The sequence below is a fragment of the Rhizobium sp. CIAT894 genome, from assembly GCF_000172795.2.
GTDB lineage: Bacteria > Pseudomonadota > Alphaproteobacteria > Rhizobiales > Rhizobiaceae > Rhizobium.
Window position 1 is genome coordinate 1,447,890 of sequence record NZ_CP020947.1, and the last position, 16,248, is coordinate 1,464,137.

18 protein-coding genes are annotated in these 16,248 nt (G+C 61.3%); 3 read left to right on the top strand and 15 right to left on the bottom strand.

Going from position 1 to position 16,248, the window contains the following annotated elements; all coding sequences use genetic code 11:
• Position 1: 1 nt before the first annotated feature.
• The 8 genes from RHEC894_RS07225 to RHEC894_RS07260 form a co-directional block, all read right to left on the bottom strand.
• Positions 2–793: an amino acid ABC transporter permease gene (locus tag RHEC894_RS07225; RefSeq protein WP_085736776.1), complete on the bottom strand. Its 792-nt coding sequence runs from the start codon at positions 791–793 to the stop codon at positions 2–4.
• A complete protein-coding gene (locus tag RHEC894_RS07230) occupies positions 790–1,533 on the bottom strand; it encodes an amino acid ABC transporter permease (RefSeq protein ID WP_085736777.1) in 744 nt (247 codons plus the stop codon). Before RHEC894_RS07230 ends, RHEC894_RS07225 begins: the two co-directional genes overlap by 4 nt.
• Positions 1,534–1,557: 24 nt before the next feature.
• The gene (locus RHEC894_RS07235; RefSeq protein WP_085736778.1) at positions 1,558–2,388 is read right to left on the bottom strand and encodes a transporter substrate-binding domain-containing protein; all 831 of its coding nucleotides are present in this window, start codon (positions 2,386–2,388) and stop codon (positions 1,558–1,560) included.
• A 110-nt stretch (positions 2,389–2,498) separates the two neighbouring features.
• A complete protein-coding gene (locus RHEC894_RS07240; protein ID WP_085736779.1) occupies positions 2,499–3,083 on the bottom strand; it encodes a TetR/AcrR family transcriptional regulator in 585 nt (194 codons plus the stop codon).
• A gap of 149 nt (positions 3,084–3,232) precedes the next feature.
• On the bottom strand, positions 3,233–4,081 hold the full coding sequence (locus RHEC894_RS07245; RefSeq protein ID WP_085736780.1) for a polysaccharide deacetylase family protein: 849 nt from the start codon (positions 4,079–4,081) through the stop codon (positions 3,233–3,235).
• 187 nt (positions 4,082–4,268) lie between these two features.
• Complete coding sequence (locus RHEC894_RS07250; RefSeq protein ID WP_085736781.1) at positions 4,269–6,152, bottom strand: ABC-F family ATP-binding cassette domain-containing protein; 1,884 nt, start codon at positions 6,150–6,152, stop codon at positions 4,269–4,271.
• A gap of 94 nt (positions 6,153–6,246) precedes the next feature.
• Positions 6,247–7,296: a GGDEF domain-containing protein gene (locus tag RHEC894_RS07255; protein WP_085736782.1), complete on the bottom strand. Its 1,050-nt coding sequence runs from the start codon at positions 7,294–7,296 to the stop codon at positions 6,247–6,249.
• Positions 7,297–7,432: 136 nt separating this feature from the next.
• Positions 7,433–7,936: a DinB family protein gene (locus tag RHEC894_RS07260; RefSeq protein WP_085736783.1), complete on the bottom strand. Its 504-nt coding sequence runs from the start codon at positions 7,934–7,936 to the stop codon at positions 7,433–7,435.
• A gap of 137 nt (positions 7,937–8,073) precedes the next feature.
• On the opposite strand from RHEC894_RS07260, the gene RHEC894_RS07265 reads away from it, so the two are divergent.
• Both RHEC894_RS07265 and ndk read left to right on the top strand, forming a co-directional pair.
• Positions 8,074–8,763, top strand: coding sequence for a glutathione S-transferase family protein (locus RHEC894_RS07265; RefSeq protein ID WP_085736784.1), 690 nt, complete (start codon positions 8,074–8,076; stop codon positions 8,761–8,763).
• 81 nt (positions 8,764–8,844) lie between these two features.
• Positions 8,845–9,267 carry a nucleoside-diphosphate kinase gene (gene ndk, locus RHEC894_RS07270; RefSeq protein ID WP_003574140.1) on the top strand — a complete coding sequence of 141 codons (423 nt, stop codon included), beginning with the start codon at positions 8,845–8,847 and terminating at the stop codon, positions 9,265–9,267.
• Positions 9,268–9,352: 85 nt separating this feature from the next.
• Here ndk and RHEC894_RS07275 read toward each other — a convergent pair whose 3' ends face one another.
• Together RHEC894_RS07275 and RHEC894_RS07280 are read right to left on the bottom strand one after the other, a co-directional pair.
• On the bottom strand, positions 9,353–9,856 hold the full coding sequence (locus RHEC894_RS07275) for a hypothetical protein (RefSeq protein WP_085736785.1): 504 nt from the start codon (positions 9,854–9,856) through the stop codon (positions 9,353–9,355).
• A complete protein-coding gene (locus tag RHEC894_RS07280) occupies positions 9,853–10,398 on the bottom strand; it encodes a CGNR zinc finger domain-containing protein (RefSeq protein ID WP_085736786.1) in 546 nt (181 codons plus the stop codon). The genes RHEC894_RS07275 and RHEC894_RS07280 overlap by 4 nt, the downstream gene beginning before the upstream one ends.
• Positions 10,399–10,464: 66 nt before the next feature.
• Between RHEC894_RS07280 and RHEC894_RS07285 the strand changes: the two genes are divergently transcribed.
• A complete protein-coding gene (locus tag RHEC894_RS07285; protein WP_010068233.1) occupies positions 10,465–11,361 on the top strand; it encodes a branched-chain amino acid ABC transporter permease in 897 nt (298 codons plus the stop codon).
• 101 nt (positions 11,362–11,462) lie between these two features.
• Here RHEC894_RS07285 and RHEC894_RS07290 read toward each other — a convergent pair whose 3' ends face one another.
• From RHEC894_RS07290 to RHEC894_RS07315, 5 genes are all read right to left on the bottom strand, one after another.
• A complete protein-coding gene (locus tag RHEC894_RS07290; protein ID WP_010068232.1) occupies positions 11,463–11,924 on the bottom strand; it encodes a molybdenum cofactor biosynthesis protein MoaE in 462 nt (153 codons plus the stop codon).
• A gap of 261 nt (positions 11,925–12,185) precedes the next feature.
• Positions 12,186–12,440, bottom strand: a complete 255-nt coding sequence (gene moaD, locus RHEC894_RS07300) for a molybdopterin converting factor subunit 1 (RefSeq protein WP_085736787.1) — start codon at positions 12,438–12,440, stop codon at positions 12,186–12,188.
• Entirely contained in the window at positions 12,437–13,027 is a 591-nt protein-coding gene (gene pgsA / locus RHEC894_RS07305) for a CDP-diacylglycerol--glycerol-3-phosphate 3-phosphatidyltransferase (protein WP_085736788.1), read from the bottom strand. The genes moaD and pgsA overlap by 4 nt, the downstream gene beginning before the upstream one ends.
• 201 nt (positions 13,028–13,228) lie before the next feature.
• Positions 13,229–15,271 (bottom strand): excinuclease ABC subunit UvrC, encoded by a 2,043-nt coding sequence (gene uvrC / locus RHEC894_RS07310; RefSeq protein ID WP_085736789.1) that lies wholly within the window; start codon positions 15,269–15,271, stop codon positions 13,229–13,231.
• Entirely contained in the window at positions 15,268–16,035 is a 768-nt protein-coding gene (locus tag RHEC894_RS07315; protein ID WP_085736790.1) for an SDR family oxidoreductase, read from the bottom strand. Before RHEC894_RS07315 ends, uvrC begins: the two co-directional genes overlap by 4 nt.
• Positions 16,036–16,248: the final 213 nt, after the last annotated feature.

The following is a 16,248-nucleotide window of genomic DNA, read 5'->3' on the forward strand; positions in this document are numbered from 1 at the left end:
CTCAATTCCTGGAGCCCGCGTTGAAGCGCCGCTCGAGGCGTCGGGTCAGGCGGGAGATCGGGTAGCAAAGCGTGAAAAAGGCGGCCATCACCACGATATAGGCGATGATCGTGAAATCGAGCCGGCGCACGGCCGTGCTGGCATCGGTTGCCGCATGCAGGAGTTCGTGCACGCCGACCAGCGAGGCAAGCGAGGTGCCCATGGTGATGGACGCCAATATGTTCATCCATGGCGGCAGCGAGCGCCGCAGGCATTGCGGCAGAATGATCCAGCGCAGCGCCTGGCTGCGGGAAAACCCCAGTCCCTTTGCCGCTTCCCATTGCGTGGTCGGGATCGAAAGGATGGCGCCACGGGTGATCTCGGCCACATAGGCGCTGGCCGGTATGGCAAGCCCGATCACCGCCTTCAGCCAGTCGGGGAAGGGCAGATAGTTGCCGAACACGACGATCTCGAAGGGAAAGATATAAGTCGTGGCGAAGATCAGCACGAGATGCGGGGCATTGCGGAAGGCCTGAACATAGGCGACCACGGGATAGCGCACCGGCCTGTAGGGCACCAGTTGCAGGATGCCGAATATGGTTCCGACCACCGTTCCCAGTGTCATCGCGCTGAGGCTGATGACGACATTCATCAGGAAGCCGGAGGCGAGATACGGGAGCCACTGCACCAGTTCGCGCCCCAGCGTGAGATCGGCCAGCGACCAGAGGAGAATGACGGCGGGAAGTGCTGCGAAGCCGATATTGCGCAGCAGGCGGCCGCTCTTGCGCGGCTCGGAAAGCGCCACCGTCGTCATAGGCCATATCCCGGAACGGCGAGCTTGCGCTCCACCCACAGGCCGACGCGGGCGACGACGAGATTGATGATGCTGAAGAACAGCAGGATGACGATCATCAACGACACCACATTGTCGCGCTGCGTCCACACCATGATCGAGGCATAGGTGATCTCGCTGACGGCGATTGCGTTGCCAACCGTCGTCAGCTTTACGAGGTTGATGAGGTTGTTGACCATCGCCGGCAGCGATGCCCGGAACGCCAGGGGAATTTCGACGTAACGAAGGATCTGCAGCTTGCTGAAGCCGATGCCGCGCGCCGCCTCCACGGTCGAGGCCGGAACCGCTTCGATGCCGGCGCGGATCGCCTCGGCATGCAAGGCGGCGATGTGCAGCCCGACCACTGCCACCACCCAGAAGAACGGCGTCAGCGGATTGTTCTGCGCGCCGACCAGGTTCGACACGAAGGTATTGAGAACGAGGAAGCTGAACATCAGTTGCACCAGCGTCGGCGTGTTTCGGGTGATTTCCACGAAGGCGCGCACCGGCGCCGATAGCCAGAGCCTGCCCGATGTCAGGCAGGCGGCAAACAGCAATCCGGCGATCAGGCTGACCGGGATCAGCAGGGCGATCAGATAGAGCGTGGTTATGAAACCGTCACGCCATATCTCAGCCTCGTAGCCGGTTGCCAGAAACTCGTAATTCAGGCCGAGCCTGTTCGTCAGGTCGACGAACAGGCTGGTTATGCCGCTATCCCACATGTCGATCTACCAGTGCGATCCGTCTTACTTGCTGGCTGACAGGGTGTTGCGCTCCTGCTCGAGATATTCGGTGTTGCTGAGCCTGTTCGCCTTGGCAAACTCCAGCAGTTTTCCGGAGGTATGAAGCTGCCGGATCGTCTTATCGAGTGTCTCGGCCGTTTCCTTTTCGCCTTTGCGAACCCAGATGACGGAATCGGAAGGGATCAGTTCGGTCGGGAAGAGAATGGCGTAGTCCTTCCAATCCTCAGGGCGATCCTGCAGCAGCAGGCCAAGAGTTGCGCCGACATGCACCGCGACCACGCAATTGCCCCCCTGCAGCGCCAGCAGCGACTCCGGCTGGCTCGGCAGGCCTTTTACCTCGGCGCCGTATTTTTCGATCAGCGGCTGGGTGAAATTCGACCCCTGCGAAACGCAGACCGGCTTCCCTTTAAGATCTGCCCAGTCCTTCAGGCCGCTGTCCTTGCGTCCGACCGCGGCGCCGCCGCTGCGGTCGTATGGCGTCGGCACCCAGTCGAGGACCTTGGCGCGATCTTCGGTGTATTGCATGTTGGCAATCAGAATATCGACCTTGCCCTGCTGGAGAAACTGCACCCGGTTCGGCGGTGTGACGGTGACGGTCTCGAGTTTGACGCCGAGATCGTCGGCCAGCGCTTTGGCGATATCGAGATTGTATCCCTTCTGCGTCTGCGAGGTCGGATCGATATAGCCGAAGGGTGCGCCGGACAGGATGACGCCGACGGTGAGGGCGCCGCGGGCTTTAATGCGATCGAGCGTAGCATCTGCGGATGCCTGCGTTGCCGCCAGCAGCGAAATCGAGAGGGCGAAAAGCGCCTTTGGCAGAACCTTATGTGACATGTTTGAGCTCCATTACGAAACGAAGGAAGGAAAGACAGGGATGGAAAAGAGAAATCCGGATGACATCGAAAAAGCCGGCGATGAGATGGGCGCTTCGGGCATGATCCCGCTCATGCCTCGTCTCTGGGCTCGTTGAAGCCACCGGCCTGAAGAAGAGCCGCGACCGCCTTTCGGGCAATCTCCGCCGGCCTCGCTTCCGGTCGCAGAACCGACGCGGCGAGCGCCCCTTCGTAGACGACGAGCAACTGCTCGCCGAGCTCGTCTCGGGTGGGGCTTGGCGGGACAAGCCGGCCGAAGAGTTCGCGAAGAAAGACCTTATGCGTGCGCGCCACGTCCTGGATCGCTGCCGAGCCGGGGTTTTCGGTCACCGCAATGAGGAAGGCGCAGCCCCGGAAGCTTTCGCTGCGCGTCTTGTCGGCCAGGCTGTCGAAGATCGCAAAAATGGCCGACGCACCGCTTTTGCCTGCAACCAGCTTCTCCAGCTGATCGCTGACCAAGGCATGGCGGTGGCTGAGATAGGTGAGGATGAGACCCTCTTTGCCGTCGAAATGACGGTAGAGAGTGGCGCGGGCAATTTTCAGTTCCCGCACGATTTCGTCGATGCCGACCAGGTAGGTGCCGCGCCGGTAGAAAAGGTCGCTGATCGCATCGATTATTCTTCCGCGGGTCGACAATTGGGCAGTTTTGAAAGGCATCGGGTGACCGGTGAGAGAGAAGGAACGTTCTTTCTCGAAAAGATCACTATCACGATCGTTTTTATAGATTTTATTTTTTTAAATCTGCGCGCGTGTTGAAAAATCCTCCGCGCGAGGCGCAGTCGATCGGCAATCAGATCGTGATGCGCCTACCGGATCGTCACGAAATCGGCAGCGGCGACGACGTTGTTCGGCGTCTGTGCTTTCTTGAACTTCAGCGTCACGACCTTGTAGCCCTCGGCTTCGAGATCCGAAAGCAGCGTCGGCAGCATGGTTGCCGTACGTTTATGGATGTCGTGCATCAGGATGATGCCGCGGCCGCGCTTGTGCAGCAGGTCCATCGTCCGCTGCGTCACGGAGAGCGGCGTTGTGGCGAAATAGTCCTTGCTGTCGATATCGACATCCATGACCACCATATCGCGCATGGCGATGGCAGCACGCAGCCTGTGGCTTTCGGCAAGATAGGGGAAGCGGAAGAAGGAGACGTCGGTTCCCGTCGCCTTGGTCACCGCCAATTCACCCTTGATCACCTCGGCCATCGCCGCGTCGAAATCGAGCGAACTCAGGTTGGCGTGGTCATAGGTGTGACTGCCTATGGCATTGCCGTTCTCGGCGACCTTGCGGGCGAGCGCCGGATGCAGTTCGGCCATTTCGCCGACCATCATGAAGGCGCCCTTGACGCCGAACCGGTCGAGGATCGCCAGCACCTTGTCGGTCCGGCCCGGGATCGGGCCGTCGTCGAAACTCAGGATCACTTCCTTGTCCTGCAGCTTGAGATCGGCGAGCGAGGAAACCTCCAGCGTCCGTCCGGCCAGATGGTGCCAACCGGTCATGCGCGGTGCTTCATCATCCTCGGAGCGCCTGTCGGAAAGCGTCCGTCCCTCCGGCGCAATCACCGAGGCGGTTTTGATCGAGGTGTCGGGGGCCTGTCTGGTGGTGCCGCAGGCGGAGAGAGCAGCCGTGAGGGCGACGCAGGCCAGGACGAAAAAGCGATGCATGGAAAGGGCTCAACAAATCAGTAACGAATGTTGAGACAACCTTTCGAATTATGGTTAACGATCGGTTGAGATCGGCGGGAATTGTGTCGATGCGCGGCACTTCGCCGCGTTTTCGCCAGAGCATGATGCCGAAAAGCATGAGCGGCTTTCAGGCGACATCATGCTCTAACTCTTTAAAGGCCTGTGGCTATCCTGCCATCGCTTCTTCGTATTCGGCCGAAAGCATCAGCCAGTTTTCCTCGGCGGCAGCCAGTTTCGCCGCAGCCTCGCCGCGCTGCTTTGCCTTTTCGGCGGCCTTGGCGGGCGTCTTCTCGTAGAGAACAGGGTCTGCAAGTTCCGCGTCAAGCGCCTGAATCTGTTTCTCCAGCTTCGCCGTCAAGGATTCGATTTCGTTGATCTTTTTCCTGAGCGGCGTGAGCGAGGCACGCTTTTCTGCATTGAGCTTGCGCTGTTCCGCCTTCGATGTCGCGTCTTCAATCAGCTGCGGCTTTTCTTCTTTTTTTTTACCTGAGGTAACGATCAGGTCGCGGTATTCATCCATGTCGCCTTCGAAGGTCGTCACCGTGCCGCCATTGACCAGCCACAGCCGGTCGACCGTCGCCTCGATCAGGTGACGGTCGTGCGAAATCAGGATGACCGCACCTTCGTAGTCGTTCAGCGCCTCGATCAGCGCCCGGCGGCTGTCGATGTCGAGGTGGTTCGTGGGTTCGTCGAGGATCAGCAGGTTGGGTGCATGGAAGGCGGCAAGCCCCATCAGCAGGCGGGCCTTTTCGCCGCCGGAAAGATCCTTGGCGGCCGTTGCCATCTTCTCGGTCGCGAGCCCCATCTGGGCGACGCGGGCACGCACCTTGGCCTCCGGTGCGCCGGGCATCAGGCGGCGTACATGCTCCACCGGCGACTGCTCGGGAATGAGGTCGTCGAGCTGGTGCTGCGCGAAGAAGCCGATCTTCAGGCTCGGCGCCAACTTCACTTCGCCGCTTTCCGGCGCAAGCCGGCCGGAAATGAATTTGGCGAAGGTCGATTTGCCGTTGCCGTTCGAGCCGAGCAGGGCGATGCGGTCGTCATTATCGATGCGCAGGTTGAGGTTCTTCAGGATCGGCTTGCCGGGCTCGTAGCCGACGGCGCCGCTCTGGATGGCGACGATCGGTGAAGCCGGCTGCTTTTCCGGCTCGGGAAAGGTGATCGGCGTGACGTGATCCTCGATCACCGCGGCGACCGTTCCCATGCGCTCGAGCGCCTTGACCCGCGATTGTGCCTGCCGCGCCTTGGAGGCCTTGGCCTTGAAGCGATCGATGAAGCTCTGCAGATGCTTGCGCGCCGCCTCGTTCTTGGCCTTGGCCTTGGTCTGCAGCTCGTCGGCTTCCGCCTTCTGCCGCTCGAACTGGTCGTAGCCGCCGCGATAGAAGCTCAGCTTCTTCTGATCGAGATGGACGATTGCGTTGACCGCGTTGTTGAGGAGGTCGCGATCGTGGCTGATGATGATGACGGTGTGCGGATAGCGGCGGACATAGTCCTCCAGCCACAACGTGCCTTCGAGGTCGAGATAGTTTGTGGGTTCGTCGAGCAGAAGCAGGTCCGGCTCGGCAAACAGCACGGCGGCAAGGGCAACGCGCATGCGCCAGCCGCCGGAGAAGGAAGAGGCGGGGCGGGCTTGCGCCGCCTGGTCGAAGCCGAGGCCGGCGAGAATGCTCGCTGCGCGCGCCTCGGCCGAATGCGCGTCGATATCGACAAGGCGCATCTGGATTTCGGCGATGCGGTGCGGATCGGTCGCCGTTTCCGCCTCGGCAACCAGGGCCGCGCGTTCCTTGTCGGCTGAAAGCACGATCTCGATCAGGGATTGCTCGGTCGCCGGCGCTTCCTGCGCCACCTGGCCAATGCGTGCCGCCTTCGGGATCGACACCGATCCGGTCTCCGAGCCGAGATCGCCGGTGATGACGCGAAACAGCGTGGACTTGCCGGCGCCGTTGCGCCCGACCAGCCCCGCCTTCGTGCCCGAAGGCAGCGAAACGCTGGCATTGTCGAGAAGCAGGCGCCCGGCAATGCGGGCGGAAATATCGGTGAGCGTGATCATGGCCGGCGTTTTGGCCGAAAGTGCCCCTCAAGGCAAGAGCGCATGCTCGTCCGCGGCAAGGCGGCTTGTTCCGCGGCGATCCCCTCGACCGCCTTTAGCGGCCGAAGGCCTGCACCGGCTGGCGCGGGTTCGACTGCGCAGCGAAAAGCGCCACGCGTGCATTGGCCTGAAGTTGTCCTGGAGATGCGGCATCGGCGCTGAGCGCCACGCCGATCGAGATGGTGAGCCCGCCGGGAGCGACTTTGTCGGATGTCGCGAAGACGAGATTGTCTTCGACCGAAGCACGCAGGCGCTCGGCGATCGCCATGGCATCCTGCATGCCGACATTGGAAAACAGGAAGGCGAATTCGTCGGCTTCCGTGCGGGCGACGAAGTCGTTCTTCTTGATCGATTTGCGGAAGAGGGCGGCGAGCTTCTTCAGAAGCTTGTTGCCGGCCTGCGTGCCGTATCTGTCGTTGAGCTCAGCGAAATTGTCGATATCGACCATAACAAGCGCGTTGCCGGCCGCACCTTCTTCGCGCTCGTAAAGCTCTGATATCACGCGGTTGAAGGCGATGCGGTTCGCCAGTCCGGTGATTTTGTCGGCAACAGTGGCCGATTGCATCGCCGAGATCCCGCGTTCCAGCACTTCCAGCGCCTTGATGTCGTCCTGAAGCCTGGCGCTGATGTCCATTTCCGCCGAAAGTACCGCGGCAAGCGAGGCGGAGAGATAGTCGACCTCGCTGATGAAGGCGGCAAGGCTCTGGTCTTCGTGGCTCGAGACCGATTTCAGGATCTGACCGCAGGCGCGCGCAAAGGCGTTCTTGTGTTTGAGACCTTCGGCAAGCCTCTCCGCAACGTCGCGCAGCATCCGGCTCGCCTCGTTCCGCGACGTCTCGCCCGCCAGTCCGCAATGGCCGACGAGCCGGTATTTCAGCCCGAGTTCGTCGAGCATCGCCTGTTGCGGCTGGGAGCCCAACGCGGCGATATCCTGCGCCAGGCCCGGATTGCGCCCGATGATCGCTTCGTGGAAGAGTTCGTAGTTGCGTGGCAATGCGGTAACGTTCAGGCGCGCCATATGCTGGGCGATCCTCTGGATGTCCGTCATCGGCGACGGGCGCACGGCCTCGCGCGGCACCAATGCGTTTGCGCTTGCATTCTGCATGACGATCCCTCGCGGCCCGACTTTCCTTTCATCCGCTATGCCTGCAACGCTTTAAGAGAGGCTGAATCTCTGGGCGGGAACCATTGTATTGGCGGCGAAACCGGTAAAGGCGGTTAATGCTGTCTTGAGGGCTGCCTCACATCCACTCGCGCCCTTCGCCGCGCAGGAAATAGATCAGATCCAGCTGGAGGCTCGGCTTGTCGAGCGCTGTCAGCGTCATGTGGCACTGGCCGCGATGATGGGTCTGGTGGTTGAAGAGATGGGCGAGCGCCGGAGCCAGCGGCTGGGTGATATCGATCGGCTGCGTCACGGGGACATAGGTGAAGTCGGCAGCCAGGGTGGGCTCATCAAGTGTGCCCGTCCAGGCAATGATCCGTTCGTCCTCGGCTTGGCGCGCGGCGGTAAGTGCATCCAGCTTTTCGAAGAGGACAGCATCGAGTGTCGCCGGCGCTTCGCCGGTGCCGGTGAAGCGCTTCATCCAGATCCGGTCGGCGACGAGCAGATGATTGAGCGTGCGATGCAGCGAGCCGAAGAAGGCGCCGCGGTCGCTGCGGAATTCCGCATCGCTGAGTTCGGCCGCATAGACTTGGCGGTTGGCCCAGCGGTTATAGGCGGCGAACATCCTGTAATGTCTGAGCATCTGGTTCCCCTGGTCGTCGCTCCAGTCTAACCCGTTTTCCCGGCAAATCGCGGTGATGCGCCCATGAAATTTCCTGATTTGATCACGGGCATTTTCTGTCGTCGAATGGATGCAGCTTCGATCTCGAAAGGACTGTCATGACCAGAGCCCTCTATTCCCTTTGCGGCGCCGACGAACGGCACTTCTTCTCGCCCCATTGCTGGAAGGCGGTGATGGCGCTGGCGCATAAAGGGCTCGATTTCGAGGAAATTCCGACGACCTATGCCCGCATCCGGGGGATCGGCGGCGGCGTCTCGTCGACGGTGCCCGTTCTTGACGACAATGGCCGATTGATCCCCGACAGTTTCGACATCGCCCTCTATCTGGAGGAAACATACCCGGAGCGGCCGTCGCTGTTTGGCGGCGAGGGCGGCAAGGCGCTGTCGCGCATGGTCGAAGGCTATTCGCAGATGATCATCCATCCGGCGATCACCCGCATCGCCCTTCTCGACATCCATGCGATCCTCGACGAAGGGGACAAGGCCTATTTCCGTCAAAGCCGCGAAGCTCGTCTCGGCAAATCGTTTGACGTCGTTGCAGCCGACAGCGAGGCAGAGAAGGCCGCCTTCGGCGCCAAGCTGGAGCCGCTCCGGCATATGCTGAAGTTTCAACCCTTCATCGGCGGTCAGACGCCGCTCTTCGCCGACTATATCGTCTTCGGCGCGCTGCAATGGCTGCGTGTCTGCGCCGGTCTTGCCATGCTTACCGCCGATGATCCCGTCATCGGCTGGTTCGAACGCTGCCTCGATCTCCATGAAAGCCGCGGCCGGACTGTGACAGCGGCGTGAAATTGCCGCCGACCTCTTGTTTTCGAGCGTTGGGGCGGGTAAAGACCGCCCACTTTTCCCGAGAAAACAGAGGATTTGACTATGGCGATTGAACGCACCTTCTCGATGATCAAGCCTGACGCAACCAAGCGCAACCTGACGGGCGCCATCACCAAGATGCTCGAAGATGCCGGTCTGCGCGTCGTCGCTTCCAAGCGCGTCTGGATGAGCCGCCGCGAAGCCGAAGGCTTTTACGCCGTTCACAAGGACCGTCCCTTCTTCGGCGAACTCGTCGAAGGCATGACCTCCGGCCCGACCGTCGTCCAGGTTCTGGAAGGCGAAGGCGCGATCCTCAAGAACCGCGAAATCATGGGCGCGACCAACCCGGCAAACGCTGACGAAGGCACGATCCGCAAGGTTCACGCTCTGTCGATCGGCGAAAATTCCGTTCACGGCTCGGACGCTCCTGAGACGGCTGCCCAGGAAATCAAGTACTGGTTCTCCGACACCGAAGTCGTCGGCTGAAGCCACGCTTCGGCATTGCCTCGCAGTGCCTTGAATTGACTCTCGAAAGCCGGGGCCTCGCCCCGGCTTTTTCTATGCCCGACATCTATGCCGGGCACTTGTCGGTGTTCGAGAAATCGACGCTGCCGTCAGGCTTGAAGACCTCAGGATTCTTGTCGTAAAGCGCGCCGACGACGAGCGGCTTGCTCGGCAGCACCGTCTGGTCGAGGTCGGAGCGGAACTCGGTCTTCAATTCCTGCAGCACCTTGCCGTCCTTGTCGACCAGCCGGACACTGACGGAATAGGGCCGGTCCTTGCGCACGCAGTGCAGGTTTTCGCTCTGCAGCGCGATCTTGTCGTCGATCGGATAGATCTTCTGGTTCAGCACCAGCGGATCGCCGCCTTGCGGATTTTCGAATTCGGCGATGATCAGAGAGCCGTCGGGGATCGGCCCCGTCTTCTTCAGCGTCAGCAGATAGGTGGCGCTCGCCACCCGATAGTTGAAGACGAAGAGATGGCCGGTCACTTGGACAAGATTTTCGGCCTGGCGCTGGCAGGCGGAGAGCAGAATGCTTGTTGCAACCGCTGTGACGATCAGATGTTTCCTCATGGCGTCTCCTCCTTCTTACGGCGGTAGTGCCGGTTCGCCTTGGCGCGGTTGCCGCAGACCGTCATGTCGCACCAAGTGCGGCTCCTGTTCTTGCTGCGGTCGATGAACAGCCAGCCGCAATTGCCGCAGATCTTCATGCGCTCAGGATCGGGCATGGCGATCAGCCGCAGCACCGAATGGGCGGTGGCCGCGGCCAGGCTGCCGGGGCTTGCGTCGCGCAACGTTCTCGCCGTCGCTTCCAGCAGCGCGGCCAGCAATTGGTCGTCGCCGCCCTTGAGTATACGCTTGCGGAAATAGAGGTCGATTGCCTCCCGTAACGCGATGAAATCCGTCTCGTTTTCCGCCGAGACCGGTGCGATATCGCCGAAGAGGGCGCGTTCGGCGCAGAATTTTGCGGCCGCCTGCGGAAAGCCCCGCATCTGCTCCCCGATCGCGAAGCGGTCGATCCGCCGCGCTGAATCATCGCGCAGAACGACGCTGTTGGCGACATCGAGTGCCAGTGCGCCGCCGGCAAAGCGGTGAGGGGTCCAGGAAAAGCTCATGATGAAATTATAACTGGCGAAATAGGTTTTACCAGTTATAATTTTGGATGACGCGGAGTGTCCGGAATGGCCTATCTTCTGCAGCAGCTGGCGAACGCGGTTCCGCTTGCCGCCCTCTATGCCGCGCTCGCCTTCGGTTATGCCGTCGCCTTCGGCGTGACGAAGCGGGCCGACATCACTTATGGGGCGATCTTCGCTTTCTCCGGCCAGATCCTGCTGCTGTTTACCGAACTTGCCTATGTCAGGTTCTGGCTGCTGTTGCCGGCCGCCCTTGCCGTCGGCGCTTGCGCGGCGATCGTCTATTCGCTGGCCGCGGGCCTATGGATCGGCCGCGCGATCATGCTGCCGCTCGCCAGCAAATCGCCGAATACGGTGATCGTTGCCGCCCTCGGCATCATGATCGTGCTGATGGAGACCGCGAGGCTTGCCGCCGATACAAGGGCGATCTGGCTGCCGCCGTTTCTGAATGGCACGGTGGTCTTCTGGAGCGACGGCCCGTTCAAGGTGACGCTCACCCATATCCAACTGATCGACACGGCGCTGATGGTAGCCATTGTCGCGATCGGGACGCTGATCCTCAGGCGCACGGCTTGGGGCCGCGTCTGGCGCGCCGTCACCGACGATCCGCTGGCCGCCGAGCTCTGCGGCACCAGCGCCAGCCGCGTCTTTCTCGTTGCTTATGCGGCAGCCAGCCTCGTCGCCACGATCTGCGGCATCCTCGCGACCTTCTATTACGGCTCGATGGATTTCGGCGCCGGCCTGATGTTCGGGCTGAAAGTGCTGCTGATTGCGGCGGTGGGCGGCTATTCCGATCCGCTACGCTCGGCGAGTGGTGCCGCCGGCCTCGCCGTCGTCGAAACCCTATGGGGCGCCTACGGCCCCTTCGTCTGGCGCGATCTCGTCATCTTCTCGCTGCTGGTCCTGATCCTGGTCATGAGCCGCAGGGAGCGTGTGGTTCTCTAAGAAATTCCAGCAAAAGTGCGCGGCGGTTTTGCGTCCGGAATTTCGTAAACAAAAAAAGGTAGGGCATCTCCGTGCTTCGAAGAAAACGGAGGTGTCCTACCTTATTTCCACTTGTCGCGCGCGGCATCGTCGGCGTCTTTCGCCGCGACCCAGTCGCCGGCGGCGCCTTCTTTGCCGTGCTCCTTCTTCCAGAAGGGCGCTGCGGTCTTCAGGAAATCCATGACGAAATTGGCGCCGTCGAACGCCGCTTGCCGATGCGGCGCTGCTGCGACGACAAGCACGATGTTCTCGCCCACGGCGATCTTGCCGTAGCGGTGAATGGCGGTGAGGCCGAGCAGCCCGAAACGGGTGATGGCAAGCTCGCCGATACGGTTCATCTCGGCTTCGGCCATGCCGGGATAATGCTCGAGTTCGAGGGCGGCGAGGGTTCCGCCGTCATCGCGGCAGAGGCCAGAGAAGGTAACGACGGCGCCGATGCCGGGGTTGTTTTTGGAGAGGCGGTCGACTTCGGCCTGCAGGTCGAAGTCCTCATGCTGGACGCGGATGGTGGGTGTGACGGTCACAGCGAAATCCTCCGCTGCTTTGATGCGACTGCAAAGAATACGGAAAGGGCGTGCCGCGGAAGCCCCCCTCTGGCCTGCCGGCCATCTCCCCCACAGGTGGGGAGATCACAAGCGGCTTGACCGTCGTGCCAATCTACAGTTTCGCCGGGCTGCGAGGTTGATTGGTTGGGCAGGTTCGTGCTTCCAGCCAATCTCCCTCCTTGTGGGGGAGATGTCCGGCAGGACAGAGGGGGGTAGCGACACGGCACCACCATCACTGTCTCACCCCCCCGTCATCGGCGGAAAAATCCCGATCTCACGGGGAGCGCCGATCGGTTCGTCATGCTCGACATGCTCCATGTCGAGCGCCACGCGGATCACCTCGGGATATTGAAGTGCGGTCTCATATTCTTCGCCCAGCGTCTTCAAATGATTCAGGAGATCGGCGACAGTGACGACGGAAGAGGGGAGGTCGATCTCCTCCTCGCCCTTGCCGATGCGTTCGCGCACCCATGCGAAATAGACAAGCCGCGTCATTCCTCGTCATCCACTATATGTTTCAGCCCGGCACGGAAATAATCATAGCCGGTATAGATGGTCAGTAGCGCGGCGACCCACAGCAGCGCGATGCCGGCCTGGGTCGTATAGGGGAAAATCTCGTCGCCGGCAGGTCCCGCGAGCAGGAAGGCGATGGCGACCAGCTGCAGTGTCGTCTTCCACTTGGCGATCCTCGTCACCGGCACGCTGACCTTCAGCGCCGCCAGATATTCGCGCAGGCCGGACACCAGGATCTCGCGGCAGAGAATGGTGATCGCCGCCCAGATCGACCAGCCGGCGATGGTCTGGTCGGCGGCGACCAGCAGCAGGATCGAGGCAACCAGCAGCTTGTCGGCGATCGGATCGAGCATGCGGCCGATATTCGAGGTCTGGTTCCAGATGCGCGCGAGATAGCCGTCGAGAAAATCGGTGATGGAGGCGATGATGAAGATCCACAGCGCCACCCAGCGCGCCGTGTTGCTGATCGACAGCCTGCCCTCGATGAAGAAGCAGAGAACGATCAGCGGTACGGCGAGGATGCGGCCGTAGGTCAAAAGATTGGGAATGCTGTACGCACGCGATGCCATGATCGTTTCTCTGACTTGATGCGCCGCTACAGCGCCGCGCGTCTTTCAGGACGCTGTAACACTTTGAACCGACGCATCGTGCTTTCCTGATATCGATTCCGATTTTCGGGCCGATGCGGTAGATGACGGCTTTGACCGCGCACCGTCAACATTCTTTCTGTCTTTTCACTGCCTTTGCGTGGAATTTGCGACGGACGCCGGTTATTTCGCGGCGTCGTCGTGGAAATGGTTGTAGACCTGCCTGGCGACGGCTTCCGATATGCCTTCGACCGTCATCAGGTCGGAAAGGGCTGCGCGCGAAACCGCCTTCGCCGTCCCGAAATGCTGAAGCAGTGCCCGTTTGCGGGATGGCCCGATGCCGCCGATTTCGTCGAGCGGGTTCTTGACCATCTCCTTCTTGCGTCGCGCCCGGTGCGAGCCGATCGCGAAACGATGCGCCTCGTCGCGCATGCGCTGGATGAAATAGAGCACCGGATCGCGCGGCGGCAGCGTAAAACTCTCGCGTCCCGGCGGAAAGAAGCGCTCGCGCCCGGCATCGCGATCGACGCCCTTGGCAATGCCGATCGCCGTCACGCTGTCGGTGATACCGAGTTCGGCGAGAATGCCGCGCACCGCCGTCATCTGCCCCTGGCCGCCGTCGATGAGGATCACATCCGGCCAGGCCGGGAAGGGCATGTCGGCGGCGTCGGCGGTGGCTGTCTGCACCGTCCGGTCGGGAATGCCTTCCTCCTTGATCAGCCGCGAGAACCGCCGCGTCATCACCTCTTTCATCATGCCGAAGTCGTCGCCGGGCGTGATGTCGGTCGATTTGATGTTGAACTTGCGGTACTGGTTTTTGACGAAGCCTTCCGGCCCGGCAACCACCATGCCGCCGACGGCATTGGTGCCCATGATATGCGAGTTGTCGTAGATTTCGATGCGCTGCGGCGCATAGGCAAGTCCGAACGTATCCTTGAAGCCTTCGAGCAGCCGCGATTGCGACGCCGTCTCGGCAAGCTTTCGCCCATGCGCCTCGCGCGCATTGCCGACGACGTGATCGACCAGATCGCGCTTCTCGCCGCGCTGCGGCACGAGGATGGAAACCTTATGACCGGCCTTTTCGCTGAGCGCTGCGGCGAGCAGTTCCAATTCCTCGACCGTTTCCGACAGCATGATCTGCTTCGGCACCGGCTTGTCGTCGTAAAACTGTGCGAGGAAGGCGTTCAGCACTTCGGCGCCGGTAAGCTGCGGGTCGGCCTTGGGGAAATAGGCGCGGTTTCCCCAGTTCTGTCCGGTGCGGAAGAAGAATACCTGGATGCAGGAAATGCCGCCCTCGTGATGGATGGCGAAAACGTCGGCCTCCTCGACGCCGGCCGGATTGATGCCCTGGTGGCTCTGCACATGCGAAAGTGCCGCCAGGCGATCACGGTAGATCGCCGCCCGCTCGAAGTCGAGGTCCTCGGCCGCCTGGTTCATCGCCTCGGCCATATGCGACTTCACCTTCTGGCTTTTGCCGGACAGGAAGTCCTTGGCCTCCTGCACCAGCTCGGCGTAGCCCTCGTCGCTGACCTCGTGGGTGCACGGCCCGGAACAGCGCTTGATCTGGTAGAGCAGGCAGGGCCGCGTGCGCGTCTCGAAGACGCTGTCGGTGCAGGTGCGGATCAGGAAGGCGCGCTGCAGCGAATTGATCGTGCGCCCGACGGCGCCGGCCGAAGCGAAGGGGCCGAAATAATCGCCTTTTCGCGCCCGCGCGCCGCGATGCTTGAAAATGGCAGGCGCCCGATGATCGCCGGTGATGAGGATATAGGGAAAGGATTTGTCGTCGCGCAGCAGCACGTTAAAGCGCGGCCGCAAGCGCTTGATCAGATTCGCTTCCAGAAGCAGCGCTTCGGTTTCCGTGCGCGTTGTCACGAATTCCATATTCGCGGTCTGGCGCACCATCTGGGCGATGCGGTTGGAATGGACGCGGCCGACGGCGTAATTGCCGACGCGCTTCTTCAGGCTGCGTGCCTTGCCGACATAGAGCACGTCGCCTTCGGCATTGAACATGCGGTAGACGCCGGGGCTGTTCGGCAGCCGCTTGACGAATTCGCCGATCAGTTCGGCGCCGACGAGCCCGGTCTCGTTGAGGCTGCCGGCGTTCCAGTCGACCGTGGTCGCAAGCGGGGCAGCGGCGGAAACGTCGCCTTCCACCTCGATATCGTCTTCGCTCTCATCCGTATCGTCGTAGAGAACGCCGCCATCCGGCAGCTTTCGTCCGTTCATTCCGTAATCTCCGCCACATCGGGCGTCTGCCAGGCGAGGTGCTGGCCGCCGTCGAGGGCAATCATCTGGCCGGTGATCGAGGGCGTGTCGTAAAGGAAGCGAATCGTTTGTCCGAATTCCTCCAGCGCCGGCCCTCGCTGCAGGATAAGGGCTGAGACCTGCGCTTGGAAGTCCTCCTGCGACTGCCGTTCGCTCGGCATCGCGGGACCGGGGCCGATGGCATTGACGCGGATGCCTGGCGCCAATGCCTGGGCAAGCGTCTGTGTCGCCGTCCACAGCGCCGACTTGGAGAGTGTATAGGAATAGAAGCTGGGTCTGAGCGCCCAGACCCGCTGATCGATGATGTTGACGATCAGCCCCGCGGCCTCGGCGGGCATCTGCTGCGCGAAGGCGGCAGCCAGGATCGAGGGCGCGCGCACATGCAGGTCGAAATGCAGCGCCCATGTGCCGGCGTTGAAACTGCGGACGGAATCATGCTGGAAGACCGACGCATTATTGACCAGCAGATCGAGCGGCCCGAGCGCTTCCGACGCTCTTTTGACCAGCGCGCCTGTTTCGCCGATATCGGTCAGGTCGGCCTGAAGCGCGACCGCCCGATATCCCTTTTGCCGCAATTCCGCCACCAGCTCTTCGGCTTCGCCGATGGAGCCGTTCGCGTGGATCGCGACGGAAAAGCCATTTGCAGCAAGGTCTTCGGCGATTGCCCGGCCTATTCTTTTGGCGGCCCCGGTCACAAGGGCTGAGCGAAGTCTTTTGTGGTTCAAAATCCTGCCTTCTGATCCCGCGAGTCTGTCTGACGACTATATAGGCGCGGGCGAAGATTATATAAATAGGCCGCTGCGGTTGCGTCCGTGGGTGGGATATTCTATGTATTATTTGAGAATGTGATTTCATAAAATAAGTATTTTAAGTTTAACCCTTCAGTAAGGTTAATGAAATGTATGTTGCGTCAAAGCAACATCGAATTTCAGCCATGC

What these genes read in the sequence shown, in the direction of transcription:
- RHEC894_RS07225 (WP_085736776.1), bottom strand. Translation starts at nt 793, where the DNA reads ATGACGACGGTGGCGCTTTCCGAGCCGCGCAAGAGCGGCCGCCTGCTG.
- RHEC894_RS07230 (WP_085736777.1), bottom strand. Translation starts at nt 1,533, where the DNA reads ATGTGGGATAGCGGCATAACCAGCCTGTTCGTCGACCTGACGAACAGG.
- RHEC894_RS07235 (WP_085736778.1), bottom strand. Translation starts at nt 2,388, where the DNA reads ATGTCACATAAGGTTCTGCCAAAGGCGCTTTTCGCCCTCTCGATTTCG.
- RHEC894_RS07240 (WP_085736779.1), bottom strand. Translation starts at nt 3,083, where the DNA reads ATGCCTTTCAAAACTGCCCAATTGTCGACCCGCGGAAGAATAATCGAT.
- RHEC894_RS07245 (WP_085736780.1), bottom strand. Translation starts at nt 4,081, where the DNA reads ATGCATCGCTTTTTCGTCCTGGCCTGCGTCGCCCTCACGGCTGCTCTC.
- RHEC894_RS07250 (WP_085736781.1), bottom strand. Translation starts at nt 6,152, where the DNA reads ATGATCACGCTCACCGATATTTCCGCCCGCATTGCCGGGCGCCTGCTT.
- RHEC894_RS07255 (WP_085736782.1), bottom strand. Translation starts at nt 7,296, where the DNA reads ATGCAGAATGCAAGCGCAAACGCATTGGTGCCGCGCGAGGCCGTGCGC.
- RHEC894_RS07260 (WP_085736783.1), bottom strand. Translation starts at nt 7,936, where the DNA reads ATGCTCAGACATTACAGGATGTTCGCCGCCTATAACCGCTGGGCCAAC.
- RHEC894_RS07265 (WP_085736784.1), top strand. Translation starts at nt 8,074, where the DNA reads ATGACCAGAGCCCTCTATTCCCTTTGCGGCGCCGACGAACGGCACTTC.
- ndk (WP_003574140.1), top strand. Translation starts at nt 8,845, where the DNA reads ATGGCGATTGAACGCACCTTCTCGATGATCAAGCCTGACGCAACCAAG.
- RHEC894_RS07275 (WP_085736785.1), bottom strand. Translation starts at nt 9,856, where the DNA reads ATGAGGAAACATCTGATCGTCACAGCGGTTGCAACAAGCATTCTGCTC.
- RHEC894_RS07280 (WP_085736786.1), bottom strand. Translation starts at nt 10,398, where the DNA reads ATGAGCTTTTCCTGGACCCCTCACCGCTTTGCCGGCGGCGCACTGGCA.
- RHEC894_RS07285 (WP_010068233.1), top strand. Translation starts at nt 10,465, where the DNA reads ATGGCCTATCTTCTGCAGCAGCTGGCGAACGCGGTTCCGCTTGCCGCC.
- moaD (WP_085736787.1), bottom strand. Translation starts at nt 12,440, where the DNA reads ATGACGCGGCTTGTCTATTTCGCATGGGTGCGCGAACGCATCGGCAAG.
- pgsA (WP_085736788.1), bottom strand. Translation starts at nt 13,027, where the DNA reads ATGGCATCGCGTGCGTACAGCATTCCCAATCTTTTGACCTACGGCCGC.
- uvrC (WP_085736789.1), bottom strand. Translation starts at nt 15,271, where the DNA reads ATGAACGGACGAAAGCTGCCGGATGGCGGCGTTCTCTACGACGATACG.